This window comes from Rhodococcus sp. 05-2254-5, from assembly GCF_002258575.1.
Classification (GTDB): domain Bacteria; phylum Actinomycetota; class Actinomycetes; order Mycobacteriales; family Mycobacteriaceae; genus Rhodococcoides; species Rhodococcoides fascians.
Map to the genome: position 1 here is coordinate 75,815 of NZ_NOZG01000022.1, position 25,095 is coordinate 100,909.

A 25,095-nucleotide genomic window follows, 5' to 3' on the forward strand; every position below is an offset into this window, starting at 1 on the left:
CACAAAGGAACTTTGATGTCCACACTCGAAATCCGCGATCTGCACGTCAGCGTCGCCAACACCGACTCGTCCGCCGAGCCGATCGACATCCTCAAAGGTGTCGATCTGACCGTGAAGTCCGGCGAGACGCACGCGATCATGGGACCCAACGGCTCCGGCAAGTCCACCTTGTCGTACGCCATTGCCGGCCACCCGAAGTACACCGTCACCTCCGGCACCATCACCCTCGACGGTGAAGACGTTCTCGAGATGAGCGTCGACGAGCGCGCCCGCGCAGGTCTGTTCCTGGCGATGCAGTACCCGGTGGAGGTGCCCGGAGTGTCGATGTCGAACTTCCTGCGCACCGCCGCCACCGCCGTGCGCGGCGAAGCCCCCAAGCTGCGGCACTGGGTCAAGGAAGCCAAGACCGCCATGAGCGAGCTCGAAATCGAGGCGAACTTCCTCGAGCGCAACGTCAACGAGGGTTTCTCCGGCGGCGAGAAGAAGCGTCACGAGATCCTGCAGCTGGGACTGCTCAAGCCGAAGATCGCCATTCTCGACGAGACCGATTCCGGCCTCGACGTCGACGCTTTGCGCGTGGTGTCCGAGGGCGTGAACAAGTACAAGGAGCGTGAAGACGGGGGAGTGCTGCTGATCACGCACTACACCCGCATTCTTCGCTACATCAAGCCCGACTTCGTGCACGTCTTCGTCAACGGTGAGATCGTCAAGTCCGGCGGCGCCGAGCTGGCCGACGAGCTCGAGGCCAACGGCTACGCCGGCTACACGCAGGCCGCGACCACCGGAGCATGAGTATGGCTGCACCGGCAGCTGTGACGGTAGCGACATCGTTCGATGTCGCTACCGTTCGCCGCGATTTTCCTATCCTCTCGCGCACCGTCCGCGACGGAAAGCCGTTGGTGTATCTGGATTCCGGCGCAACCTCGCAGCGGCCGGTGCAGGTACTCGACGCCGAACGCGAGTTCCTCACCACCTGTAACGCGGCGGTGCACCGCGGGGCGCATCAGCTGGCCGAGGAGGCCACCGACGCGTACGAGGGAGCCAGGGCGGATATCGCCGCGTTCGTCGGTGCAGACGTCGACGAGATCGTCTTCACCAAGAACGCAACCGAGTCGCTCAACCTCGTGACGTACGTGTTGGCCGATCAGCGCTTCGATCGTCATCTCGGACCCGGTGACGAGATCGTCGTCACCGAACTCGAACACCACGCCAATCTCGTTCCGTGGCAAGAGCTTGCGGCCCGTACCGGCGCAACTCTGCGGTGGCACGGGGTGACCGACGACGGTCGAATCGACCTCGACTCGCTGGAATTGTCGTCCGCGGTGAAGGTCGTCGCGTTCACCCACCAGTCGAACGTGACCGGTGCCGTCGCTCCCGTCGAGGAGTTGGTGCGTCGCGCCCGAGCTGTCGGAGCGCTCGTCGTTCTCGACGCGTGCCAATCCGTGCCCCATATGAAGGTCGATTTCCACGACCTCGATGTCGACTACGCAGCGTTCTCCGGCCACAAGATGCTGGGACCCTCAGGTGTCGGAGTGTTGTACGGAAAGGCCGCGCTGCTCGATGCGATGCCGCCGTTCATCACCGGCGGATCGATGATCGAGACGGTCACGATGGAGAAGACGACGTTCGCGCCTCCGCCGCAACGCTTCGAGGCCGGTGTGCCCATGACGTCGCAGGTCATCGGGCTCGGTGCCGCCGTTAGGTACCTCGACAACATCGGTATCGACGCCGTGGCAGCTCACGAAAAGACCTTGGTCGCAGCGACTCTCGCCGAGTTCGCAAAGATCGACGGCGTTCGAGTCATCGGCCCGACGGAGAACGTCGATCGAGGTTCGGCAGTGTCGTTCGTCGTCGACGGTATCCACGCACACGACCTTGGGCAGATTCTCGACGACGAAGGCGTCGCCATTCGCGTCGGTCATCATTGCGCGTGGCCACTGCATCGGCGCTTCGGAGTGGCAGCGACCGCGCGGGCGTCTTTCGCGTTGTACAACACGGTCGAGGAAGTGCAGGTGCTCGCGAACGCGATTCGTCGCGCGCAATCGTTCTTCGGCACCGACCGCAATGGTGAGGAGGGACACGCCTGATGCGAATGGAACAGATGTACCAGGAAGTGATCCTCGATCACTACAAGCATCCGCACGGTCGTGGACTGCGCGAGCCGTTCGGTGCGGAGGTGCACCACGTCAATCCCACCTGCGGCGACGAGGTGACTCTGCGGGTTCACGTCGACAACGGCACCGTTGCGGACGTCTCGTACGACGGCCAGGGTTGCTCGATCAGCCAAGCCGCCACGTCGGTGCTGACCGATCAGGTGGTCGGATTGTCAGTCGAGGACGCCTTGAAGACCGTGGATTCGTTCAGCGAGATGGTCGGCAGCAGAGGTACCGTCGAGGGAGACGAAGACGTCATCGGCGACGGCATTGCGTTCGCCGGTGTGGCCAAGTACCCGGCTCGCGTGAAATGCGCCTTGCTGGGTTGGATGGCTTTCAAGGATGCGGTTGTTCAAGTAGTGGACGCAGAAACGACAGCTACGACGGGCGAGACCGCCCAGTCGGCACTTTCCGGAGGACAGCAATCATGACCGACGCAACAGAGACCACACCGGCTGTGACGACGACGCCGGTGGAACTCACCGCCGACGAGATCAAGGTGCTCGAGGACCTCGAAGAAGCGATGCGCGACGTCGTCGACCCCGAGCTGGGAATCAACGTCGTCGATCTCGGTTTGGTCTACGACATCAAGATCGACGCCGAGGACATCGTCACCGTCGACATGACACTGACATCGGCGGCCTGCCCGTTGACGGACGTCATCGAGGATCAGGCCCGTGGTGCGCTCGTGCGCAGTGGGCTCGCCGCCGACCTCAAGATCAACTGGGTCTGGATGCCGCCGTGGGGACCGGACAAGATCACCGACGACGGACGCGAGCAGCTTCGGGCCCTCGGCTTCACCGTCTGACGGTCTGGTCCGGCTGCCCCGTCACGCACCCTTCGCTTCGTCGGTCGACGGGGCAGCCTTCTTTGCTGCGGCCTTCTTGGCCGGAGCCTTCTTTGCCGGGGTCTTCCGCGCGGTGGTCTTCTTGGCAGCGGTCTTCTTGGCCGGTGTCTTCGACGACGAAGATTTCGAAGATGATGATGTCGACGAATCGGACCCCGACTTCGCGTTCTTTCCCGCGGCCTCGACGCTGCGCTGGAGGGCGGCGACCAGATCCACGACCTCTGCGTCCTCGCCGTCGTCCTGTGACTCGGCCTCGGTGTGGATGACCTTCTCGCCACCGTTCGCCAGTGTCTCGTCGATCAGTTTGCGCAGTTCGATCTGGTAATCGTCGGTGTACTCCGTCGGATCGAATTCCGAGGACATGCTCTCGACGAGCGACGTCGCCATCTTCACTTCTTGCGGGCGCGCCGACGGGGCGTCGTCGAGTGACGGGAATTCTGCTGCTCGTACCTCGTCCGGCCACAGCAGAGTCTGGATGACCAGCACGTTGTCGCGGACCCTCAAGGCGGCCAGCCGCGTCTTCTGTCGCAGCGTGAAATGGACGAGCGCGGTGCGTTCGGTTTCTTCCAGCGTCTCTCGCAGCAGTACGTACGCCTTGGGCGACGACGAGTCGGGCTCCAGGAAGTAACTCTTGTCGTAGAGGATCGGATCGATCTGCTCGGTCGGAACGAATTCGAGAACGGGGATCTCGTGCTTCTCGGCAGCGGGGAGTTTGTCGAAGTCGTCGTCGGTGAGGATCACGCGCTCGCCGTCGGGCGAGTCGTACGCCTTGTCGATGTCGGCGAACTGGACCGATTTTCCGCATTCCTGGCAGATGCGGTCGTACTTGATTCGTCCGCCGTCCTTTGCGTGCACTTGATGAAACCGGATGTCGTGTTGCTCGGTGGCCGAGTAGACCTTCACCGGAACGTTGACGAGTCCGAAGGCGATCGAGCCTTTCCAAATGCTGCGCATGTGTTCATAATCGCCGACCGGGCGCCTGTGTGTCGACCGTTGCCGAGAAACTCAGCCGCGTCTCGGAGCGTGGACGACGGTGCGCGCGATGGCGAGCCTGGCCGAGACCGGAAGCGTAGGGAACATTCTCAGCATTGCGGTCATGGTCCCCATGGCGTCGTCGTGACCGGACAGGTACGAGCGTTGGAGTTCGACCGGCAGCGAGAAGAAGCTGGCGAAGAACTGCGGAACCATCTCCGGCTCGAGGCTCAACGCAGTGCGCAGCCCCAGATTGCGTAGCTTCTGCACCGTCCAGGTGTGGAGTGCACGTCGGCTCCCCGGCTTGCCGGTGCGAAGTCCGTCGACCAGGTGATCGGCAGACGCCAACGACGCGGCGACGCTGTATCCCGTCGCCGGATGCATCAGATTCGACCGCGACCCGAACAGGACGGGCCCGCTTCGTGGGGTGTGCAGCCGCGAGCGCGGCGGAGGTTCGACCGAAAAGCGCACCCGCTCGACGTCCTCGGTCCCGGTCGGCACGAGATCGCGTCGGGCGAGACGATGATGCAGACGAGTCCGGAGTACATCGAGGTGGAGGGCAGGCCTGCCGACCAGGCACGTTTCTTCGAGCAGAACGCGGTGGTCGTCGAGTGCGACGGCATAGAGAAAACTAGGAACTTCACCGGGTCGTACGCCGTTGTCGGTACGCCAATCCATGAACCAGGCGTCGGAGCCTTCCAGAATGGGCTCGGCGCGTTCCCGCTCGACGACGATTCCGTATGCGGTCTGTTGCGCCAGATCACGCGAGTCGAGCGTTCCTCGCGCATCGACGACGTGGCGAGCCGTGACAACCGTCCCGTCGACGGTGGTGACGCGGGTGCCGGTGACGTCGACTGCGGTGCCCGCGTGCACTCGTACGAGGTCGAGGGACAGCGAGGCTTGCAGGGCATGGGTGTCGAGCACGCAGTACGTCCGGTCGATGACGCGATGCCGATCGGTCCACACTGCGGGCCTGCGTGCAGTCGAGGCGATTGCGGACTCCGAGAGCCATGACGGCAATTCGTCCGCCCATGCCGAGTAGGTCGGCGTCCAGGTTCGGGACGGGTGCGGATCGAGCGCGAGAACGTCCATACCCGCGGCCGCGCAGCGGTGGGCGATCGCGCGACCTGCCGGTCCCAGCCCGACCACGGCGACGTCGGCCGACAGGTCGCTCACATTCCGCCGGTGGCGAGCAGGCCACCGTCGACGCGCACCGTCTCGCCGGTGATCCACGAGGACGCGTCCGAGACCAGGAACGCGACGAGCGATGCCACGTCCTCGGGGGTACCGAGTCGCTTCATCGGGTAGCCGGCCGCTGCTGCTTCTTCACCGCCGGCGAACAACGCCTCGGCGAACTTGGTCTTCACCACGCCCGGCGCTACCGCGTTGACGCGGATCTTCGGACCGAGCTGCCATGCCAGCTCCTCGGTGAGCCGAATCAACGCAGCTTTGGATGCGCCGTACGCGGCAATGACTCCGGTGGAGCGGATGCCTGCGACGCTGGCGATGTTGACGACCGCACCGCCGTGTTCTCCCATCCACGCATGGAATGCGTTCTGCACGAAACCGAGTGTGCCGACGACGTTGGTGTCGAAGATCTTGCTGACACCGACGAGGTCGGCATCCATCAGCGAGCCGTAGACGGGGTTGATACCGGTGTTGTTGACCAGGATGTCCAGCGAACCGAAGGTCTCGACGGTGCGGTCCACTGCGGTGCGCCGGTGTTCCGGGTCGCCCGCGTTACCGTCCAGCGCGAGTACGGAGTCGCCGAGTTCCGCCGCGACGGCCAGCAACGGTTCCCGCTTACGCGCAGTGATGGCCACGTTGGCACCGCGCGCGAGCAGTTCTGCGGCGATCGCGCGGCCGATGCCTCGACTACCCCCGGTGACCAGTGCGGTCCGTCCGGTGAGGTCGAGGGGCAGGGCTGGGCGGGCAGTGGCCGTTTCGGTGACGTCGGTCATCGCTCAGACGTTACCGGGGTCACCTGCGTTCCTGGGTGGAGGCACGTGAATGCTGAGCTAAAATGGGGGTTTGCTGTGCCGACCTACGGCGCTTTCATTGCTCGCTCGTCGGTCGACGAGCACTCATCTTGTTCGGCAATCGCTAGGAGCTCACGCGTGATCACCGCCACCGACCTCGAAGTTCGTGCCGGTGTGCGGACCCTTCTGTCCACCGAGGGGCCCGCGCTCCGCGTGCAGGCAGGTGACCGCATCGGGCTGGTCGGCCGCAACGGTGCCGGAAAAACCACCACGCTGCGCATCCTGGCGGGCGAGGGCGAACCGTATGCCGGCGAGGTCGTACGCACCGGAGATCTCGGCTACCTACCGCAGGATCCCAAAGAGGGCGACCTGGACGTGCTGGCCAAGGACCGGGTGCTGTCGGCCCGCGGGCTGGACACCCTCCTGCACAGTATGGAGAAGCAGCAGGCTCTGATGGCCGAGGTTGCCGACGAGACATTGCTCGACAAAGCCGTCCGTAAGTACGGCGAGCTGGAAGAGCGGTTCGCGTCCCTCGGCGGCTACGAAGCCGAAAGCGAAGCGGCTCGCATCTGCAACAGCCTCGGCTTGGCCGACCGCATTCTCGGTCAACCGCTGCGAACCCTGTCCGGTGGTCAACGTCGACGCGTCGAACTCGCTCGCATTCTGTTCGCCGCGTCCGACGGCAGTGGCGGACGCTCGAACACCACATTGCTGCTCGACGAGCCCACCAACCACCTCGACGCCGATTCCATCACCTGGTTACGCAGTTTCCTGCAGAACCACGAGGGCGGACTCATCGTGATCAGTCACGATGTCGAACTGCTCGGTGATGTCGTGAACAGGGTGTGGTTCCTCGATGCAGTGCGCGGTGAGGCCGACATCTACAACATGAACTGGAAGAAGTACCTCGACGCACGCGCCACGGACGAGCAACGGCGCCGTCGCGAACGCGCGAACGCGGAGAAGAAGGCGGGTGCGCTGCGCGTCCAGGCCGCCAAGATGGGTGCCAAGGCAACCAAAGCCGTTGCGGCACAGAACATGGCGAAGCGCGCAGACAAGCTGATGGCCAACCTCGATGCGGAGCGCGTATCCGACAAGGTTGCGCACATTCGCTTCCCTGAGCCTGCTCCCTGCGGCAAGACTCCGTTGATGGCCAAGAACCTGACCAAGATGTACGGGTCGCTGGAGATCTTCGCCGGCGTCGATCTGGCGATCGACAGAGGAAGTCGAGTGGTGGTGCTCGGGCTCAACGGTGCGGGCAAGACGACGCTGCTTCGGATCCTCGCGGGAACCGAGAAGGCCGACACCGGCGAGATCGAACCCGGCCACGGCATGCGCGTGGGTTACTTCGCCCAGGAGCACGACACCCTCGACGACATGGCGTCGGTGTGGGAGAACATCCGGCATGCGGCACCCGACACCGGCGAGCAGGAGCTCAGATCGCTACTCGGCGCCTTCATGTTCACCGGACCCCAGCTCGAACAGCCCGCAGGAACGCTGTCCGGCGGCGAGAAGACGCGTCTGGCGTTGGCCGGACTGGTGTCTTCGGCTGCGAACGTGCTGCTGCTCGACGAACCGACCAACAACCTCGATCCGATCTCACGCGAGCAGGTTCTCGACGCACTGCGCAGTTACAAGGGTGCTGTCGTTCTGGTGACTCACGATCCGGGTGCCGCCGAGGCGCTCTCACCAGAACGTGTCATCCTCCTTCCCGACGGCACCGAGGACCACTGGTCGCAGGACTACCTGGAACTGATTCAGCTGGCCTGACCCGGGTCGCGCCTGCGCACCGATTCTTCGACCAGATCCAGAATGGCCGACAGGTTCGACCCGCCGTTGCCCGACGCGATTCTGGCGACCAGACCGTCGAGAACGAGGTCCAGGTAGTCGGCCAGAACGTCGTTGGGAACGTCGTCCCGTAGTTTCCCTGCCGTCTTCTGGCGCTCGAGTCGGCCGAGCGTCGCATCGGTCAGTTCGGCCGAACGCTCCGCCCAGCTGGTTCGGAAGTCGGCGTCGGTTCGTAGTCGTCGGGTGATCTCGAGCCGCGTTCCGAGCCACTCGAACTGCTCCGGCTGAGCCAGCATGTCTCGCATCACCTGAACCAGACCCTGCGTCGCAGCGACTTCTGCCATGCGCCGGGCGTCCTCCTGCGCCAATGCGAGGAAGAGACCGTCCTTGTCCTTGAAGTGGTGAAAGATGGCTCCGCGGGAGAGGCCCGTCGCCTCCTCGAGGCGTCGCACGGTCGCGCCCTCGTAGCCGAACTCTCCGAAGCATTTACGCGCGCCGTCGAGAATTTCGCTGCGGCGGGCCGCCAGGTGGTCTTCACTGACCTTGGGCACGTGTGAAACTCCTACTTTCCGATGAAGGGGCCCGTACCGATACGGCGATGGGCCCGAAACACGTATCGAGTTCCGGGCCCATCGCTGTGCGTGGCGTTTGTCTACAGTGCCGTGTGACTAGCCTCTGATCATGTTGCGCAGGACGTACTGCAGAATTCCGCCGTTGCGGTAGTAGTCCGCTTCACCGGGGGTATCGATACGGACCACGGCGTCGAACTCGACCTTGGTTCCGTCTTCCTTGGTCGCGGTCACCGCCATCGTCTTCGGGGTGGTGCCCTCGTTCAGCTTCTCGACGCCGATGATGTCGAACGTCTCGGTGCCGTCGAGCTTGAGCGACGCAGCGCTCTCGCCTGCCGGGAACTGCAGCGGAACGACGCCCATGCCGATGAGGTTGGAGCGGTGGATGCGCTCGAACGACTCGGTGATGACCGCCTTGACGCCCAGGAGCGAGGTGCCCTTGGCCGCCCAGTCACGGGAGCTTCCGGAGCCGTACTCCTTGCCGCCCAGCACGACCAGCGGGATGCCGGCCTTCTGGTAGTTCTGCGACGCATCGTAGATGAACGACTGCGGGCCACCGTCCTGGGTGAAGTCGCGGGTGTAGCCACCCGAGACGTCGTCGAGCAGCTGGTTCTTCAGACGGATGTTCGCGAACGTTCCACGAATCATGACCTCGTGGTTGCCACGACGCGATCCGAGCGAGTTGTAATCCTTGCGCTCCACGCCGTGCGAATCGAGGTACTGAGCGGCAGGCGTACCGGCCTTGATGGGTCCTGCCGGGCTGATGTGGTCGGTGGTGACCGAATCGCCGAGCAGGGCCAGCACGCGGGCACCCTTGATGTCCTCGACCGGAGCCGGGTCCATCGTCATGCCGTCGAAGTACGGAGGCTTCCGCACATACGTCGAGTTGGGATCCCACTCGAACGTGTCGCCCTCGGGGGTCGACAGGTTCTGCCAGCGGCTGTCACCGGCGAAGATCGTCTCGTAGGACTTGCTGAACATGTCCCGGCTGATCGAGGACTTGATCGTGTCCTCGATCTCCTGCGACGACGGCCAGATGTCCTTGAGGTACACGGGGTTGCCCTCGTGGTCGTTACCGAGCGCGTCGGTCTCGAAGTCGAAGTCCATCGTGCCCGCGAGGCCGTAAGCGATGACCAGCGGCGGAGAGGCCAGGTAGTTCATCTTGACGTCGGGGGAGATGCGACCCTCGAAGTTGCGGTTGCCCGACAACACGGCGGTCACCGAAAGATCGTTGTCGTTGATCGCCTTCGAGATCGGCTCGAGCAACGGGCCCGTGTTACCGATGCACGTGGTGCAGCCGTAGCCGCCCAGGAAGTAGCCGAGCTTCTCGAGGTACGGCCACAGGCCGGCCTTCTCGTAGTAGTCGGTCACGACCTGCGAACCGGGCGCCATGTTGGTCTTGACCCACGGCTTGGTGGACAGGCCCTTTTCGACGGCGTTGCGAGCGAGCAGTGCTGCGCCCAGCATGACCGACGGGTTGGAGGTGTTGGTGCAGGAGGTGATACCTGCCACCACGACGGCGCCATGGTCGAGAACGAATTCGCCTGCTTCGTCGGTGATGACACGAACCGGCTTGCTCGGGCGACCTTCGGAGCCGTATGCGGCGGACCGCACGTCGACTGCATCGTCTTCTGCGAAGCTCAGCGACGCGGGATCGCTGGCCGGGAACGACTCGTTGAGGGCCTCGTCCAGCTTGCTGTCACCCTCGTGCGCCGGGTGGTTCTCCTCCACGTAGTTGTGGATGTCCTTGCGGAACGCAACCTTGGACTCCGACAACAGGATTCGGTCCTGCGGGCGCTTCGGGCCTGCGATGGACGGGACGACCGTGTTGAGGTCGAGCTCGATGTACTCGGAGTACACGGCTTCGTTCTTCGGGTCGTGCCACATGCCCTGTTCCTTGGCGTACGCCTCGACGAGAGCGAGCTGCTCGTCGCTGCGGCCGGTGAGGCGCAGGTAGTTGATCGTCTCTTCGTCGATCGGGAAAATGGCTGCGGTGGAGCCGAATTCGGGGCTCATGTTGCCGAGGGTGGCGCGGTTGGCGAGGGGAACCTCGGCCACACCTTCGCCGTAGAACTCGACGAACTTTCCGACGACGCCGTGCTTACGCAGCATCTCGGTGGCGGTCAGAACGACGTCGGTGGCCGTGACGCCCGGCTGAATCTCGCCCGAGAGCTTGAAGCCGACTACACGCGGGATCAGCATCGACACGGGCTGGCCGAGCATGGCAGCTTCGGCTTCGATTCCGCCGACGCCCCAGCCGAGCACGCCGAGGCCGTTGACCATCGTCGTGTGCGAGTCGGTTCCGACGCAGGTGTCGGGGTACGCCTGGCCCTTGCGGGTCATGACGGTCGGTGCGAGGTACTCGATGTTGACCTGGTGCACGATGCCCATGCCGGGCGGGACGACCTTGAAGTCGTCGAAGGCTCCCTGGCCCCATCGCAGGAACTGGTAACGCTCGCCGTTGCGCTCGTATTCGAGGTCGACGTTGCGCTCGAGTGCATCGGCGCGGCCGAACACGTCGAGGATGACCGAGTGGTCGATGACCATGTCGGCGGGGGAGAGGGGGTTGACCTTGTTGGGGTCGCCACCGAGGGTGGTCACGGCCTCACGCATGGTGGCAAGGTCCACGACACACGGAACGCCGGTGAAGTCCTGCATGATGACTCGCGCAGGGGTGAACTGGATTTCGATACTCGGGTCGGCCGAGGGATCCCACGACGCGATCGAGCGAATATGGTCGGCGGTGATGTTTGCACCGTCCTCGGTGCGAAGGAGGTTCTCCGCGAGGACCTTCAGTGCATAGGGCAGTTTCTCGGCACCGGGCAAGGCCGACAGCCGAAAGATCTCGTACGAGTTCTCTCCGACTTCGAGGGTGCCCTTTGCACCGAATGAATTGTTACTTGCGGTCACTTCAGCTCCACTCGTCTATGAGGCACACCGCCGACGGGGCTGTGTCGACGGTTGAAGCGAGGCGCTGACCGTGTGTCTCGGCAGGGTATCCGGCGTGCGGACTGCTTGCGGACCCTCGGGCAGTGTCTCGATGAAAGTCTAACAGTACGCTTGTCCTGTGAAAACGTGCGGGTCCGTATCGCGGCGGACACCGAGAGAACGACCCACGTCACAATCCTCACGTAGTGCATCGTGCGACGCAATGAAGGGCGGCCTCAGTTGCCGCGTCGGGCCTGCCTGCCTCCCGAGAATCGACGGCACCGTGACGTAGGGTTCCACGCGACTGGTTCCTACCGACTGGACGAGAGATGACTGAGCCGATCCACGCTGTTTCCCCACTTGCCACCGATATCCCGGCAGGTCTGGACGTCGACAGCATCGTCGCCACGGTCCGCGAGTCAGGAGTCAGCGCTCCTGCGGCAGAGCAGGACGGACTGACTGCCGCCGTGAACCGAGCCGAAGACCACGGAATCGATCTGAGCATCGTGATCGTCCCCGACGAACCGCGCCACGATTCGCAGCTACGCGACCTCGCCACTGCGGTCGGTGCCCGCGAGGGCGGAACTGTATTGGTGCTGAGCCCGGGGCAGGTCGGAACGTTCAGCGACTCGATCAGCCGAGTGACACTCGAAGCCGGGCAGGATCGCACGTACACCGGAAATCACGTCGTCGCCGCCGACAACTTCGTCGACACCCTCGTCGAGGACCAGACTCCGTGGGGCTTGCTGACGGGTGGACTCGTGGTGATCGTCGCCGCGGTGGCCGCGCTGACAGCCGCCGTGAAGGTGCGTCGATATCGCGCACGATCGGCCACTGCCGATGCGCACGAAGCGCAGCCCGTCGAGCGCTGACGTAGCGCGCACATTCGTCATTCGACCGACCGACACCGACGCGCGATCGCGCCACCGGACGGCGGTCCGGAAAAAGTCCGAAAAATTGTTTCGGGCAAACACCGAGTTCAGGGCATTGTGCCTGGTGGAATTACAAATGTGTCATTTGTGACTGGAGTTTCTTTAGTGTGCGAAGTGTCGTACGGTGCCATTGGCACTGCTGGGGAAGGAGTGTCGCAGAAGGCAGGTGTCATCCGTGGGGAACTCGGGAGGCCACTGCTTCGGGTGTGACTGACGTGGTTCGCACCTGTCGTGTCGCTGCGCGCCACTTTCCCGCCCGGCGAACATGTTCACCGTCACCTGCGATCGGGGTGGGAACGGGGAACGCCTCGACGGCACGACGGTCCTCTCGGGACCCGAGTGAATGCCGGACCCGAGGGAGACATTTGTGAGCCGACGTCCAGTTCGCGGCACGCGCCGCAGAGCGCTCGTCCGTACCCGATTCGTACTGGCAGGTGCCGGTCTGGTTCTCGCGCTGACCGCGACCATGCCCGGAGTCGCCGCCGCGGTACCGCCGCCCCCGCCCAACCCGTCCGATACCGACATCGCCGCGGCCGGCAGCGCCGTCGACTCGCGCCTGGGGCAGGTCGGACAGCTGATCGACGCGATCGCATCCGCCAACCAACAACTCGCACAGCTCGACGACGAGGTCGCCGTGAAGCGAGAAGGCGTCAACAAAGCCCTGGTCGACCTGCAGAACGCACGGGACGCCGCCGACGTGGCCGCAGCAGTCGTAGGAGCAGCGCAGCAGGCGCTCGCCGATGCAGGCACACAGATTCAGGCAGCCCAGCGCAAGTTCGACGAGTTCGCCAAATCGAGCTACACCCAGGGCTCGGGCGTCGCCTCGATGGCGTCGTTCCTCGGTTCGAGCGGACCGGACGACGTTCTCGACCGCGCCCAGGTTCTGAAGGTGCTGTCCAACAGTCAGAATGCCGTGCTCGACGGCCTCCAGCGGGCCCGAACCGAGCAGGCGAACCGGGACTCGGCCGCCCGTGAATCCAAGCAGCAGGCGGATGCGGCAGCGTCCGAAGCCGAATCGAAGAAAGCCGAGGCCGAGCAGGCCATCGCTGCAGCGCAGGCAGCGTTGCAAGCCGAGGCCGATCAGAAAGCCGCTATCGAGTCCCAGCGAGACGCCGCTCAGACCGAGCTCGACGCAGCCCGGAGCAACGTGGCCGGCCTCCAGGGTCAACGAGCCGCGTACAGCGACTGGGAAGCGCAGAAGGCGGCCGAGGATGCAACAATAGCCGCGGCTGCGGCTGCCGCTCGTGAGGCCGCGGTTCAGGCGGCGGCCCGGGTGTCGGCCAACCTGGCTGCGCAGCAACGAGCCGCTGCGATCGCGGAGGGCCAGCGCTCGCACGTGGACGTCGACGACGACTCGAGTTCGTCCACCGACTCTGACAGTTCGAGCGGAACCACGACGACTCCGACCCAGCCCACACCCAGCAAGCCCACTCCCAGCAAGCCCAAGCCCTCGACCACACCGTCGGTGACGGGCAGTGCTGCCGTGGAATTGGCGATCGACCGCGGGATGAGCCAGCTCGGTGTTCCGTATTCCTGGGGCGGCGGCGACGAGAACGGGCCGACCAAGGGAATCCGAGACGGCGGAGTCGCAGACAGTTACGGCGACTACAACAAGGTGGGCTTCGACTGCTCCGGCCTCATGATCTACGCATTCGCAGGTCTGGGTATCTCTCTGCCCCACTACACCGGCTACCAGTACACGGCAGGCAAGCAGGTTCCGTCGTCGCAGATGAAGCGTGGCGACATGATCTTCTACGGACCGAACGCCAGTCAGCACGTCGCGCTCTACCTCGGCGACGGGAAGATGCTCGAGGCTCCGCAATCCGGATCGGTGGTCAAGGTCTCCGACGTCAGGTACAGCGGTATGACGCCGTACGCCGTGCGCATGGTGTCCTGAGCTCGCTGTCGCTCCCGATGTCGCTGTTCGGTACTTCTGCGTCGTTCCGCAGGCTCCACTCCGGCGCGCGGGTCAGGGGTGGGTTTCGGCGCGCGCGAGCATCACCTGGAATAGTTGATCTCGGCGGTATGGAACGTGCCCGACGATGATCGACTGAAAGCGGTGAATTCTTGGTGACATCACGTGACGGCCGGATTTCGAACGACGAGGAGCCGACACAGATCGGGTCTTCGAGTCCGAATCCGCAGGGTGGGGAGCCGGAGCGGGTGGACAGTCCCGATCTCGCCGCCGACGTTCGGCTTCTCGAGAAGGCCGTGTACGAGGTCAAAAGGGTGATCGTCGGTCAGGATCGTCTGGTCGAGCGCATTCTGGTCGGCTTGTTGGCCCGTGGGCACGTGCTGCTGGAAGGCGTTCCCGGCGTGGCGAAGACCCTCGCAGTGGAGACGTTCGCCCGCGTTGTCGGTGGCTCGTTCTCCCGCGTCCAGTTCACCCCGGACCTGGTACCCACCGACCTGGTCGGAACCCGCATCTACCGTCAGGGCCGCGAAGAGTTCGACACCGAACTCGGCCCGGTCGTCGCGAACTTCGTCCTTGCCGACGAGATCAACCGAGCACCGGCGAAGGTCCAGTCGGCGCTGCTCGAAGTCATGGCCGAGCGGCACGTGACCATCGGTGGCAAGACGTTCCCCATGCCCGATCCTTTCCTGGTGATGGCGACGCAGAACCCCATCGAGAACGAAGGCGTGTACCCGCTCCCGGAAGCCCAGCGCGACCGCTTCCTGTTCAAGATCGTCGTCGACTATCCGACGGTGGAAGAAGAACGCGAGATCGTCTACCGCATGGGGATCAAGGCCCCCGAGCCCAAGCAGATACTCGACCCTGTCGAGTTGGTCCGTCTGCAGAACCTGGCCAGTTCGGTGTTCGTGCACCACGCGCTCGTCGACTACGTGGTTCGAGTCATCGCCGCCACCCGCACGCCCGAACAGTTCGGGTTGGACGATGTCGGCAGCTGGATCGCATACGGGGCCTCCCCGCGTGCCACCCTCGGCATCATCGCTGCGTCCCGCGCCCTCGCCCTGCTGCGAGGCCGCGACTACGTCGTTCCTCAGGACGTGCTCGAGGTGATTCCCGACGTGCTCCGGCATCGGCTGGTGCTCTCCTACGATGCCCTCGCCGACGAAGTGACGCCCGAGACCGTGATCTCCCGCATTCTGCAGACCGTCGGACTACCGCAGGTGTCGCCGCAGGCGGTTCCGATGTCGCAGGACAACGGCACCGCACCCGGTCAGCCCTTCGGTGGTCAACAGGGCACACCACAGTTCCCGGGAGCGGGGCCGCAGTATCCGGCTCAGGGACCGTATCCGGCCCAGGGGCAGTACCCGGGGCAGGGACCGAATCCGGGGCAGGGACCGAATCCGGGGCAGGGACAGAGCCCGACCCAGGGGCAGTACCCGGGTCAGCCGCAGTTCCCCGGGCAAGGGCCCGGCTCGGCACCCCAGCCCGGACCCGAGCAGCGCCCACCGGGCGGTACGGCCGGCGAACCCGCTCCGTCGCTGCACAAGCCGTCGGGTGATGCATCGTCGACCGGTTCGCCGGGTCAGTGAGCGCAGCCGACAGAGCCGGCCGAGGTGCGGTCTCACGGCCGCCGTCGTTTCGGTCCGGCGAACTGCGTGATCCGAAGTTGGCCGCTGCGCTGCGCACGCTCGAGATAACGGTACGTAGGCGTCTCGACGGCGTTCTGCACGGCGACCACCTCGGCCTGATACCCGGCCCGGGATCCGAACCGGGGGACGCGCGCGAATATCAGCCCGGTGACGACGTTCGGCAGATGGACTGGTCGGTCACTGCCCGGACGACACACCCACACGTGCGGCAGTCGGTGGCCGATCGCGAACTGGAAACGTGGCTTGTCGTCGATCTGTCGGCCAGCCTCGATTTCGGAACCGCGGGGTGCGAGAAGCGCGATCTCGCGGTCGCGGCCTCGGCCGCCATCACCCACCTGACCGGCGGCGGTGGTAATCGCATCGGAGCTGTCGTGGCCACCGGCGCGACGACGACGCGAATCCCAGCGCGCGGGGGGCGGGTACACAGCCAGTCGATGCTGCGGACGATCGCTACGACACCGTCCGCCGCAGACGGCGTCCGCGGAGATCTTCGCGACGCCGTCGAGGCGCTGCGGCGTCCCGAACGCCGGCGCGGTCTGGCCGTGGTGATCAGCGACTTCCTCGGCCCGATCGACTGGGAGCGATCACTGCGGGCGATCTCTGCCAGACACGACGTACTGGCCGTCGAGGTACTCGATCCGCGAGACCTCGAACTTCCGGATGTGGGAGACGTGGTCCTGCACGACCCGGAGTCCGGCCGCACTCGGGAGTTCGCCGCGACGCCCCGGCTCCGCGCCGACTTCGCGCGAGCAGCCGCAGCACACCGCGACGACGTGGAGAAAGCGTTGCGCCGATGCGGGGCACCGCGTTTGACTCTGCGCACCGACGGTGACTGGATCGCCGATGTAGTCCGCTTCGTCACTGCTCGCAGGCACACCATCGGCTCCGGTTTCACCAATACCGCGAGGGCAGGTTCGCGATGAGCCTCACCGATTTCTCTGCGCCGTGGTGGCTTGCGTTTCTCGTCGTCGTCCTCGCCCTGACGGCGGGGTACGTCTGGATTCAACGCCGCAAGCAGAAGCACGTGCTGCGTTTCTCCAACATGGAGTTGCTCGAGTCGGTCGCGCCGAACCGGCCCAATCGTCTGCGTCATCTCCCGACCGCACTGGTACTGGTCGGGCTGATGTTCCTGACCGTCGCGTTGGCCGGCCCCACTGCCGATCAACGTGTTCCACGCAACCGCGCGACGGTCATGCTCGTCATCGATGTGTCGCTGTCCATGGAAGCGACGGACGTCGAACCCACTCGGCTGGCTGCGGCCCAAGAAGCAGCGAAGTCGTTCGCCGATGGCCTCACACCCGGCATCAACCTCGGTCTCGTCGCATTCGCCGGCACTGCATCGGTATTGGTCTCACCCACGGCCAACCGCGACGCCACCAAGTCGGCAATCGACAAACTGCAGCTCAGCGAGCGGACGGCCACCGGTGAAGCAATCTTCACCTCGCTGCAGTCGATCGACACTCTCGGCGCGATCCTCGGGGGTGGCGACGCGGCACCGCCGGCCCGCATCGTGCTGCTCTCCGACGGTAAGCAAACCGTTCCCCAGAACCTCGACGATCCACGAGGCGGCTACACCGCAGCGCGCGCAGCCAAGGACAAGGGAGTGCCGATCTCGACGATCTCGTTCGGCACCAGCTACGGGTCGGTCGAGATCGAAGACGAAGGTGGAGGCGGGGTCGAGCGCGTGCCCGTTCCGGTCGACGACCCGTCGTTGCGCGAGATCGCGACTCTGTCCGGGGGAACTTTCTTCACGGCCTCCTCGCTCGAGGGCCTCCGAGACGTCTACGACACCCTGGAGGAGCAAATCGGCTTCGAGATCACCCGCGGGGACGCTTCGCGACCCTGGTTGATCCTCGGTGTCCTGTGCATCTCGGCCGGGCTCGGTTCGGCGTTGGTGATGCGGCAACGATTGCCGTGATCGCTGTTATTACTCACCAGTAAGTTTCGCTTTGTCATTCCAGGACGAACAGATAGGTTGCTAGGCATGTCCACACCTGACTTCATCGCGCGATCGGTACTCGTCACCGGAGGTAACCGGGGTATCGGTCTGGCCATCGCCCAACGGCTCAGTGCCGACGGACACAAGGTGGCCGTCACCCACCGCGGATCCGGGGCTCCCGACGGATTGCTCGGGGTCGTCTGCGACGTCACCGACTCCGATTCGGTCGACGCGGCCTTCAAGGAGGTCGAGGAGAAGCACGGACCCGTCGAGGTACTCGTCGCCAACGCGGGCATCACCGACGACACCCTGCTGATGCGTATGACCGAGGAGCAGTTCCAGCGGGTCATCGATGCGAACCTGACCGGAGCCTTCCGAGTCGCCAAGCGCGCCAACCGGGCCATGCTGCGCGCGCGCTGGGGTCGGATGATCTTCCTCAGTTCCGTCGTCGCGATGGCCGGCGGGCCGGGGCAGATCAATTACGCGGCGTCCAAGGCCGGAGTCATCGGCATGGCCCGGTCGATCACGAGGGAGCTGGGTTCGCGGTCCATCACGGCGAACGTCGTCTCACCGGGATTCATCGAAACCGACATGACCGCAGAGTTGTCGGACGACTTGCGCGGTAAGGCGAAGGAATACATTCCACTTCAGCGTCTCGGTCAGCCCGAGGACGTTGCAGCAGTCGTGAGTTTCCTTGCGGGACCGGACTCGTCGTACGTGTCCGGTGCTGTCATTCCCGTCGACGGCGGCATGGGCATGGGGCACTGAGAAACCTTCTCGCACAACGATTTCGATAGATACTCACCTCCGAATTAAGGACGCAGCATTATGGGCGGATTGCTCGAAGGCAAGACCATTCTCATCACCGGCATCATCACCGACGCGTCGATCGCGTTCCACGCCGCGGCCATGGCGCAGGAGCAGGGTGCCAAGGTGATCATCACCGGGTTCGATCGGCTGCGGCTCATCGACCGCATCGCGCAGCGGCTGCCCAAGGAGGTGCCCCCGGCGATCGAGCTCGACGCCACCAACGAGGAGCACCTCGCCGCGCTGGCGGACCGAATTCGTGAAGTAGCGCCGGAGGGTATCGACGGAGTTCTGCACTCCATCGCATTCGCACCTCGCACCCTGATGGGCCCGGATGCCAAGCCGTTCCTCGACGGCCCCGGCCCCGACGCGGCGAGGGCATTCGAGATCTCGGCGTGGAGCTACGCATCTCTCGCGCGTGCCGTGCTGCCGGTCATGAACGAGGGTGGCTCGATCGTCGGAATGGACTTCGATCCGCGGACGTCGATGCCGTACTACAACTGGATGGGCGTAGCCAAGGCTGCTCTCGAGTCGGTGAATCGTTACGTGGCACGGGAAGTGGGCGCAGCCAAGCGTATCCGCTCCAATCTCGTTGCAGCAGGACCGATCAGGACTCTTGCCGCCAAGGCGATTGCGGGCACCGCGACCGGCGATGCGGCCAAGATGGACCAGCTGAACGTGTACTGGGACGGCGCCGCTCCCATTGGATGGGACGTCAACGATCCGACCGTCGTCGCCAAGTCGATCGTCGCGTTGCTGTCGGATTGGCTGCCCGGAACCACCGGGTCGATCGTGTACGTCGACGGCGGAGCGAGCCACAACACGTACCTGCCCGAAAACATGTGACACGTCGGTGAGTGGAGTCCGACGTGGGCTCGCTCACCGTAGGTTTCGTCGACCGATTGTGCCCCTGCCGCAGCCCTGCTGCGACAGGGGCACAATGGATTCATGACCACCCCTGGAGATTTCGACGCACTGTTGGTGCTCTCGTTCGGCGGACCGGAAAAGCCCGCCGACGTTCGCCCGTTTCTCGAGAACGTCACTCGCGGACGTGGTGTGCCGCCCGAGCGTCTCGACGCCGTCGTCGAGCACTACATGCACTTCGGTGGCGTGTCACCGATCAACGAACTCAATCGCGACATCATCGCCGCACTGCAGGCCGAGTTCGATTCGGCCGGAATCGAATTGCCGATCTACTTCGGCAATCGCAATTGGCATCCGATGGTCGAGGACACCGTTGCGACGATGAAGGCGGACGGCGTCCGCTCCGCGCTCGTCTTTCCGACTTCCGCGTGGGGCGGGTATTCCGGGTGCAGGCAGTACCACGAGGACATCGCCAGGGCCCGTGCGTCCGTGGGGGACGACGCCCCGCATTTGCTCAAGATCCGTCAGTACTACGACCACCCGTTGATGGTCGAGGCGTTCGCCGAGGCCGTCGATGCCGCGCGCAGGTCGCTGCCAGAGGAGCATCGGGCAGGAGCGCGGCTGGTGTTCACCGCGCATTCCATTCCGTCGGCAGCCGACGCCAATGCAGGCCCACCCGCGGATGGTGGCCACCTGTACAGCCGGCAGGTTGCGGAGGCGTCGCGTCTGGTCGCGGCCGCATCCGGCAGCACCGAATACGATCTGGTGTGGCAGTCTCGTTCCGGACCACCGCAGGTTCCGTGGCTCGACCCCGACATCTGCGATCATCTCGAAGCACTGTCCGAGAAGTCCGTCGACGCGGTGATCGTGTGCCCGATCGGTTTCGTGTCCGACCACCTCGAAGTGGTGTGGGATCTCGACACCGAAGCCGAGGAGAAGGCCCGTGAACTCGGGATGGCTTTCGCTCGCGCGGGTACGCCCGGTTCCGATGCTCGATTCCCGAAGATGATCAGGGAGCTGGTGGACGAGTATCGCGTCGGCGGGACGTGCCGAGGACTCGGCAGCGTTCCCGGCTACGGATCCACCCTCGACGGCAATCGATGTGCCGTCGGATGTTGCGAGCAGCCGACGCGTCCGACACGGCCTGCGACGGCACCTGCCTGACTGGCGGCTCCTGCCTGACGGGTGGCCTCTTGCCTGTCTCGCGGCCCAGCCCCGACAGGACCGCTATGTGTCGGTCCTGTCGGTCATCGGGCCGACTGCATCGAGGCACCGATGCTCGTCGCCACGGCGATGGTCCGGGCCGTGCGCACGGCGGCCCACAGCGGCCGGACGAGTTCTTCTCGGGCGGCCGCTGCGGCGGCAGTCGGTGCCTCCGAGGGAGCCGATCCGGCGGCCACGGTGAGGATGGCCGCGACCCGATCGGCCGATTCGAGCACTCGGAAGGCGCGTTCGGACATCTCGGGGGGATAGCGGTGCCGTGCAGCGTCGGTGATGAGCTCGGCGATGCGAGTGCGCGGGTCGGCCTCGAGAGTGCGGGTGGGGAGCGATTGCATCTGTGCGAGTGCATCCGCCGCGCCGCGCACGGCCTCGCGCATCTCGTACTCGGCCTCACCGAGACCTCGATCTCGGTGGGCGTGAGAGGGAACGTCGATCGAATACACGGTCCAGCGCAGCACGTCGGGGCCCTCGACGACGGGTACCACCCCGATTCCGGCGGAGCCCGGGGTACCGATCATCACCGCCTGCTCGGCACTGATCGCTGCACGAGAGAATTCTGTCCGGGCCGGCAGTTCGGCCACTGCGCCCGCTGCGGGCAGCACCAGACGTATCCGTTCCTCCCCGGCTGCGGGTGAGGGTCCTGCGTTCGCGGCGGTTCGGACCGCGGCGAGCGCCCCGGCGATGCCCTCTGCGTAGCCCGGAAATCGAAGCCCGTACGTCGTTGCTGCTTCGTCGTCACCGGCACCGACCAGATGCATCGGTGCCCACTCGGACATCGCGTCGATGACGTCGTCCGGCGAACCGGCACCGGCCAGCCAGGAACCGGCCCACAGGGCAAGACTTGCACTCGGAGAACACACGACTCACGAGCATAGGTCGGCGTGGCGAACCGTGCTCGGGACGCCGGTATCGCTAGCGTTGGTCGCCGTGAACGACATGTACGGCGGAGACATTCTCAAAGGGCACAGTCGCATGCGGAAGGTTCCGGCACCGGAGGTGCCGGCCGAGCGCGGCATGGTGGTCGAGGACGCAGGTTCGGGTTATTGCGGTGCTGTGGTCGGCTTCGAGCGCACATACGACGGAGATTTCGTCCGACTCGAGGACGGCGCCCGAACGACGCGACTGTTCGCCCTGCGCGAGGCCGCATTTCTGATCGACGGCCGCCGGGTGACGCTGGTCCGCCCGAAGCCCGCGACCGCGGCCAAACCGACCAGATCGGCGTCCGGATCCACCAAGGTCGAGGGCCTGCGAGCCCGGACGGCTCGTGCCAGCCGTATCTGGGTCGAGGGTGTGCACGACGCGGCCCTGGTGGAAAGCGTGTGGGGACACGACCTTCGAGTGGAGGGCGTGGTCGTCGAACATCTCGAGGGCCTGGACAATCTGGGGGAGCGGTTGGCCGATTTCGGCCCCGGCCCGGGCCGTCGCGTCGGGGTCCTGGTCGACCACCTGGTGACCGGGTCCAAGGAATCGAAGATGACCAGATCGTTGGGCGAACACGTTCTCGTCACCGGCCATCCGTTCATCGACGTGTGGGAGGCCGTCAAGCCGTCGGCGGTCGGCATTGCGGCGTGGCCGAAGATTCCGCGCGGTCAGGACTGGAAGACCGGAATCTGTCGAGAGCTGGGCTGGGGAACTCCGCAAGAAGGATGGCGGCGGGTGTACTCGTCGGTGTCGAGCTTCCGAGATCTGGAGGCTCCACTGATCGGTGCCGTCGAACAGTTGGTCGATTTCGTCACCGAGTAGCTGTTACGACCAGCTGATCCGTCGGCGGATGTCCGATTCGTGCCAGGATGGAGCTTGTGGCAGCGATCTTGTGGCTCATAGCGGCGGTTGTGCTTGCCGGTGCCGAAGCACTGACGGGGGACTTCTTCCTACTGATGATCGCCGGCGGTGCGCTCGGTACCGCCGGGGTGTCGGCGTTGACCGACTTCCCGGTATGGGCAGACGCAATCGTTTTCGGCGTGTTGTCGTTGGCGTTGGTTCTGGGTCTGCGTCCGATCTTGTTGCGGCGCTTCGCACATCCGCCGGACACCCCGATGGGGGTTGCGGCTCTCACCGGTAAGAGTGCAGTCGTGCTCGAACAGGTCACTGCGCACGAAGGCCAGATCAAACTCGGTGGCGAGGTGTGGACCGCGCGTCCGTTGGACGAGACAGAGGTCTACGCCCCCGGTACCACCGTGACCGTGATGGAAATCGACGGTGCCACCGCCGTCGTATGGAAGGGACCGTAAAGCCAGTGGAAGCACTCATAGCACTGGCCGTCATCGTTGCGTTCGTCGCCGTGTTGATGGCCAAGTCCATCTCGATCGTCCCGCAAGCCGAGGCAGCAGTGATCGAAAGACTCGGTCGGTACACGCGTACCGTGTCCGGTCAGCTCACGTTCCTCGTCCCGTTCGTCGATCGCATCCGTGCGAAAGTCGATCTGCGAGAACGGGTCGTCTCGTTCCCGCCGCAGCCGGTCATCACCAAGGACAACCTGACGGTGTCGATCGACACCGTCGTCTATTTTCAGGTGACCAATCCGCAGTCGGCCGTGTACGAGATCAACAACTACATCGTCGGTGTCGAGCAGTTGACCACCACCACGCTGCGTAACGTCGTCGGCGGAATGACGTTGGAAGAGACTCTGACGTCCCGTGATTCGATCAACGGTCAGCTCCGAGTGGTGCTGGACGAGGCCACCGGTCGGTGGGGTCTTCGAGTCGCCCGCGTCGAGCTCAAGAGCATCGATCCGCCACCCTCGATTCAGGAATCGATGGAGAAGCAGATGAAGGCCGACCGCGAGAAGCGAGCGACCATTCTCACGGCCGAGGGGCACCGTGAATCGGCGATCAAGACAGCCGAGGGCGACAAGCAGAGCCGAATCCTCGCAGCCGAGGGCGGTAAGCAGGCGGCCATCCTCACTGCCGAGGGTGAGCGTCAGTCCAGAATTCTGCGGGCTCAGGGTGATCGCGCCGCGAAGTACCTCGAGGCGCAGGGTCAGGCGAAGGCCATCGAGAAGGTCTTCGGTGCCATCAAGGCCGGTAAGCCCACTCCAGAACTGTTGGCTTACCAGTACATGCAGACGTTGCCTCAGATGGCGCAGGGCGACGCGAACAAGGTGTGGATGATCCCGAGCGATTTCGGCGACGCTCTCAAGGGATTCGCCAAGACCCTCGGAGCCCCAGGCGAGGACGGGGTGTTCCGATACGAGCCCAACGAGTCCGCGGGCAACGAGCCGAAGCCCGAGGACGACTCGGACGAGGTTGCGGAGTGGTTCGAGACAAAGACCGATCCGGCTGTCGCCGAAGCCGTCAAGGCCGCCGAGGCGGTGGCCCGTAAGCCGGTGGACACGTCGTTGGCCGCATCTCCGGAGCTGTCCAAGGGTATGGATATCGGTGCCCTGTCGGCATCTCCCGAGGCAGAACCGGAAGCGCGCTGATCACGAATTGATCGCGAATCCCACGCCCGCTGCCGCCAGTGCCCACAGAACGCTGGCGAAGGTGCCGATGATGAACTGTTCGGAGGCGTGGGATTCGCGCAGTTCGGGGTAGCGCGCAAGTCCTTTGACCGCCAGTACGATGGCGATTCCCTCGGGCCAGCCGGTGAGAATGGATACCGCAACCGCTACACGTTCGAGAATTCCTATCGTCAACCCTCCACGCAGCGGCTCGACCGGCTCGTCGTCGGTCGAGTCGTTCTGTCGTCTGGCGACGCGAAAGACGCTCGGCACCACGGCGGTGCCGCCGACGGCGGCCACGGCAACGCTCAGGACGACTCCGACTGCATGACCGACGCCGTGTGCCGGCCCGGCGAGCGTGGCAAGCACAGCGGCTGCGGTGAGCAGAGTCGAGGCAGCCGCAGTGGGGACCCACAGCCTGATGCGGTCACCGGCCGGGACGAGGGCGACCCCTGCCGTCAGAGCCAGTAGAACGAGGGCGACGACGATCATGACGTGTGACTTCCTGTCGCGTCAGCCGCGTTCAACAACCTCGCGGCAAGGGTGCGGCCGGCATTTTCGACGTGCCAGCCGGCGACGGAAAGTCGTTGCGACATAGCCTGTTTGCTGATGTCGAGCCTTTCGGCCGCGTCGGTCTGCGACATTCCCTCTGCCATGAGCGCAACCGCTTCTCGGCCCTGGTCCGAGCGACGAGCGACGAGTAAGGCCACCAAGGTCGATGCGGTTTCGGCGTCCTCGGCCGCTTCCGGCTCGGGTCCGGTGACGGCGAGCGCAGCAGGCGCGTTCTTCGCTCTGGTGACGGCGTCTCGGGCAGCCTCGAATGCCTGGCCGCGGCCGGCGCGCGTCGTGTCGGGTAACGGAAGCTCGACCGAACCGACGCCGATTCCCACGCTCCAATGTGGCGTCGCCACCAGGTCGAGGGCGATCGCGACGACGGTCGCAGCGTCCTCACAGACGGCCTGGACCTCGTCGCCTGCGGTGCGTTCGAACGGGCGGATCAGATCGAAATCGCGATACCGGTCCAGTAGATCGGGCACGCGATCGATGTCGCGTCTGCTGCGACGCTGGTCGACGGTCATGACGAACATTCGACAAG

The 25,095-nt window shown here is 64.8% G+C and carries 24 protein-coding genes; 16 read left to right on the top strand and 8 right to left on the bottom strand.

Annotated elements, in window-relative coordinates; genetic code table 11:
* Positions 1-15: 15 nt before the first annotated feature.
* From sufC to CH278_RS13560, 4 genes are read left to right on the top strand one after another with little or no spacing between them, the layout of a single operon-like run.
* Positions 16-792: a Fe-S cluster assembly ATPase SufC gene (gene sufC, locus CH278_RS13545; RefSeq protein WP_027497023.1), complete on the top strand. Its 777-nt coding sequence runs from the start codon at positions 16-18 to the stop codon at positions 790-792.
* Between the two features lie 2 nt (positions 793-794).
* Positions 795-2,087, top strand: coding sequence for a cysteine desulfurase (locus CH278_RS13550; protein WP_094622134.1), 1,293 nt, complete (start codon positions 795-797; stop codon positions 2,085-2,087).
* On the top strand, positions 2,087-2,584 hold the full coding sequence (gene sufU / locus CH278_RS13555) for a Fe-S cluster assembly sulfur transfer protein SufU (protein ID WP_032365767.1): 498 nt from the start codon (positions 2,087-2,089) through the stop codon (positions 2,582-2,584). Before CH278_RS13550 ends, sufU begins: the two co-directional genes overlap by 1 nt.
* Positions 2,581-2,961 (top strand): metal-sulfur cluster assembly factor, encoded by a 381-nt coding sequence (locus CH278_RS13560; protein WP_027497026.1) that lies wholly within the window; start codon positions 2,581-2,583, stop codon positions 2,959-2,961. Before sufU ends, CH278_RS13560 begins: the two co-directional genes overlap by 4 nt.
* 21 nt (positions 2,962-2,982) lie before the next feature.
* On the opposite strand, the gene ku is transcribed toward CH278_RS13560, so the two are convergent.
* The 3 genes from ku to CH278_RS13575 are packed head-to-tail and all read right to left on the bottom strand — an operon-like array spanning position 2,983 to position 5,933.
* On the bottom strand, positions 2,983-3,954 hold the full coding sequence (gene ku / locus CH278_RS13565; protein ID WP_032365768.1) for a non-homologous end joining protein Ku: 972 nt from the start codon (positions 3,952-3,954) through the stop codon (positions 2,983-2,985).
* Positions 3,955-4,005: 51 nt separating this feature from the next.
* Positions 4,006-5,148 (bottom strand): lycopene cyclase family protein, encoded by a 1,143-nt coding sequence (locus tag CH278_RS13570; protein WP_032391434.1) that lies wholly within the window; start codon positions 5,146-5,148, stop codon positions 4,006-4,008.
* Positions 5,145-5,933 carry an SDR family oxidoreductase gene (locus CH278_RS13575; RefSeq protein WP_045841762.1) on the bottom strand — a complete coding sequence of 263 codons (789 nt, stop codon included), beginning with the start codon at positions 5,931-5,933 and terminating at the stop codon, positions 5,145-5,147. Before CH278_RS13575 ends, CH278_RS13570 begins: the two co-directional genes overlap by 4 nt.
* 156 nt (positions 5,934-6,089) lie before the next feature.
* On the opposite strand from CH278_RS13575, the gene CH278_RS13580 reads away from it, so the two are divergent.
* A complete protein-coding gene (locus CH278_RS13580) occupies positions 6,090-7,721 on the top strand; it encodes an ABC-F family ATP-binding cassette domain-containing protein (RefSeq protein ID WP_027497030.1) in 1,632 nt (543 codons plus the stop codon).
* Here CH278_RS13580 and CH278_RS13585 read toward each other — a convergent pair.
* Both CH278_RS13585 and CH278_RS13590 read right to left on the bottom strand, forming a co-directional pair.
* Complete coding sequence (locus tag CH278_RS13585) at positions 7,709-8,290, bottom strand: TetR/AcrR family transcriptional regulator (RefSeq protein WP_027497031.1); 582 nt, start codon at positions 8,288-8,290, stop codon at positions 7,709-7,711. The two genes, CH278_RS13580 and CH278_RS13585, sit on opposite strands and share 13 nt — an antisense overlap.
* A gap of 117 nt (positions 8,291-8,407) precedes the next feature.
* A complete protein-coding gene (locus tag CH278_RS13590) occupies positions 8,408-11,218 on the bottom strand; it encodes an aconitate hydratase (RefSeq protein ID WP_027497032.1) in 2,811 nt (936 codons plus the stop codon).
* A 347-nt stretch (positions 11,219-11,565) separates the two neighbouring features.
* Here CH278_RS13590 and CH278_RS13595 point away from each other — a divergent pair, with 347 nt between their 5' ends.
* From CH278_RS13595 to CH278_RS13630, 8 genes are all read left to right on the top strand, one after another.
* Positions 11,566-12,108, top strand: coding sequence for an Rv1476 family membrane protein (locus tag CH278_RS13595; protein ID WP_094622135.1), 543 nt, complete (start codon positions 11,566-11,568; stop codon positions 12,106-12,108).
* 403 nt (positions 12,109-12,511) lie between these two features.
* Entirely contained in the window at positions 12,512-14,065 is a 1,554-nt protein-coding gene (locus tag CH278_RS13600; protein ID WP_373557327.1) for an NlpC/P60 family protein, read from the top strand.
* A gap of 221 nt (positions 14,066-14,286) precedes the next feature.
* Positions 14,287-15,669, top strand: a complete 1,383-nt coding sequence (locus CH278_RS13605) for an AAA family ATPase (RefSeq protein WP_373557329.1) — start codon at positions 14,287-14,289, stop codon at positions 15,667-15,669.
* Positions 15,666-16,652 (top strand): DUF58 domain-containing protein, encoded by a 987-nt coding sequence (locus tag CH278_RS13610; protein ID WP_032365771.1) that lies wholly within the window; start codon positions 15,666-15,668, stop codon positions 16,650-16,652. The genes CH278_RS13605 and CH278_RS13610 overlap by 4 nt, the downstream gene beginning before the upstream one ends.
* A complete protein-coding gene (locus tag CH278_RS13615) occupies positions 16,649-17,647 on the top strand; it encodes a VWA domain-containing protein (RefSeq protein WP_094622137.1) in 999 nt (332 codons plus the stop codon). The genes CH278_RS13610 and CH278_RS13615 overlap by 4 nt, the downstream gene beginning before the upstream one ends.
* 66 nt (positions 17,648-17,713) lie before the next feature.
* On the top strand, positions 17,714-18,436 hold the full coding sequence (gene fabG1, locus CH278_RS13620) for a 3-oxoacyl-ACP reductase FabG1 (protein WP_032365773.1): 723 nt from the start codon (positions 17,714-17,716) through the stop codon (positions 18,434-18,436).
* A 60-nt stretch (positions 18,437-18,496) separates the two neighbouring features.
* The gene (gene inhA, locus CH278_RS13625; RefSeq protein ID WP_027497037.1) at positions 18,497-19,321 is read left to right on the top strand and encodes an NADH-dependent enoyl-ACP reductase InhA; all 825 of its coding nucleotides are present in this window, start codon (positions 18,497-18,499) and stop codon (positions 19,319-19,321) included.
* A gap of 102 nt (positions 19,322-19,423) precedes the next feature.
* On the top strand, positions 19,424-20,503 hold the full coding sequence (locus CH278_RS13630; RefSeq protein ID WP_094622138.1) for a ferrochelatase: 1,080 nt from the start codon (positions 19,424-19,426) through the stop codon (positions 20,501-20,503).
* An 83-nt stretch (positions 20,504-20,586) separates the two neighbouring features.
* Here the strand turns inward: CH278_RS13630 and CH278_RS13635 are convergent, their stop codons facing one another.
* Positions 20,587-21,420, bottom strand: coding sequence for a hypothetical protein (locus tag CH278_RS13635; protein ID WP_167327967.1), 834 nt, complete (start codon positions 21,418-21,420; stop codon positions 20,587-20,589).
* 76 nt (positions 21,421-21,496) lie between these two features.
* Here CH278_RS13635 and CH278_RS13640 point away from each other — a divergent pair, with 76 nt between their 5' ends.
* From CH278_RS13640 to CH278_RS13650, 3 genes are read left to right on the top strand one after another with little or no spacing between them, the layout of a single operon-like run.
* A complete protein-coding gene (locus tag CH278_RS13640; protein ID WP_032365846.1) occupies positions 21,497-22,303 on the top strand; it encodes a DUF3097 domain-containing protein in 807 nt (268 codons plus the stop codon).
* Between the two features lie 56 nt (positions 22,304-22,359).
* Positions 22,360-22,791: an NfeD family protein gene (locus CH278_RS13645; RefSeq protein ID WP_027497041.1), complete on the top strand. Its 432-nt coding sequence runs from the start codon at positions 22,360-22,362 to the stop codon at positions 22,789-22,791.
* 5 nt (positions 22,792-22,796) lie between these two features.
* Positions 22,797-23,981 carry an SPFH domain-containing protein gene (locus tag CH278_RS13650; RefSeq protein ID WP_027497042.1) on the top strand — a complete coding sequence of 395 codons (1,185 nt, stop codon included), beginning with the start codon at positions 22,797-22,799 and terminating at the stop codon, positions 23,979-23,981.
* On the opposite strand, the gene CH278_RS13655 is transcribed toward CH278_RS13650, so the two are convergent.
* Positions 23,982-24,491 carry a hypothetical protein gene (locus CH278_RS13655; protein WP_094622139.1) on the bottom strand — a complete coding sequence of 170 codons (510 nt, stop codon included), beginning with the start codon at positions 24,489-24,491 and terminating at the stop codon, positions 23,982-23,984. It lies immediately after the preceding gene.
* Entirely contained in the window at positions 24,488-25,087 is a 600-nt protein-coding gene (locus CH278_RS13660; RefSeq protein WP_094622140.1) for a hypothetical protein, read from the bottom strand. The genes CH278_RS13655 and CH278_RS13660 overlap by 4 nt, the downstream gene beginning before the upstream one ends.
* Positions 25,088-25,095 lie beyond the last annotated feature (8 nt).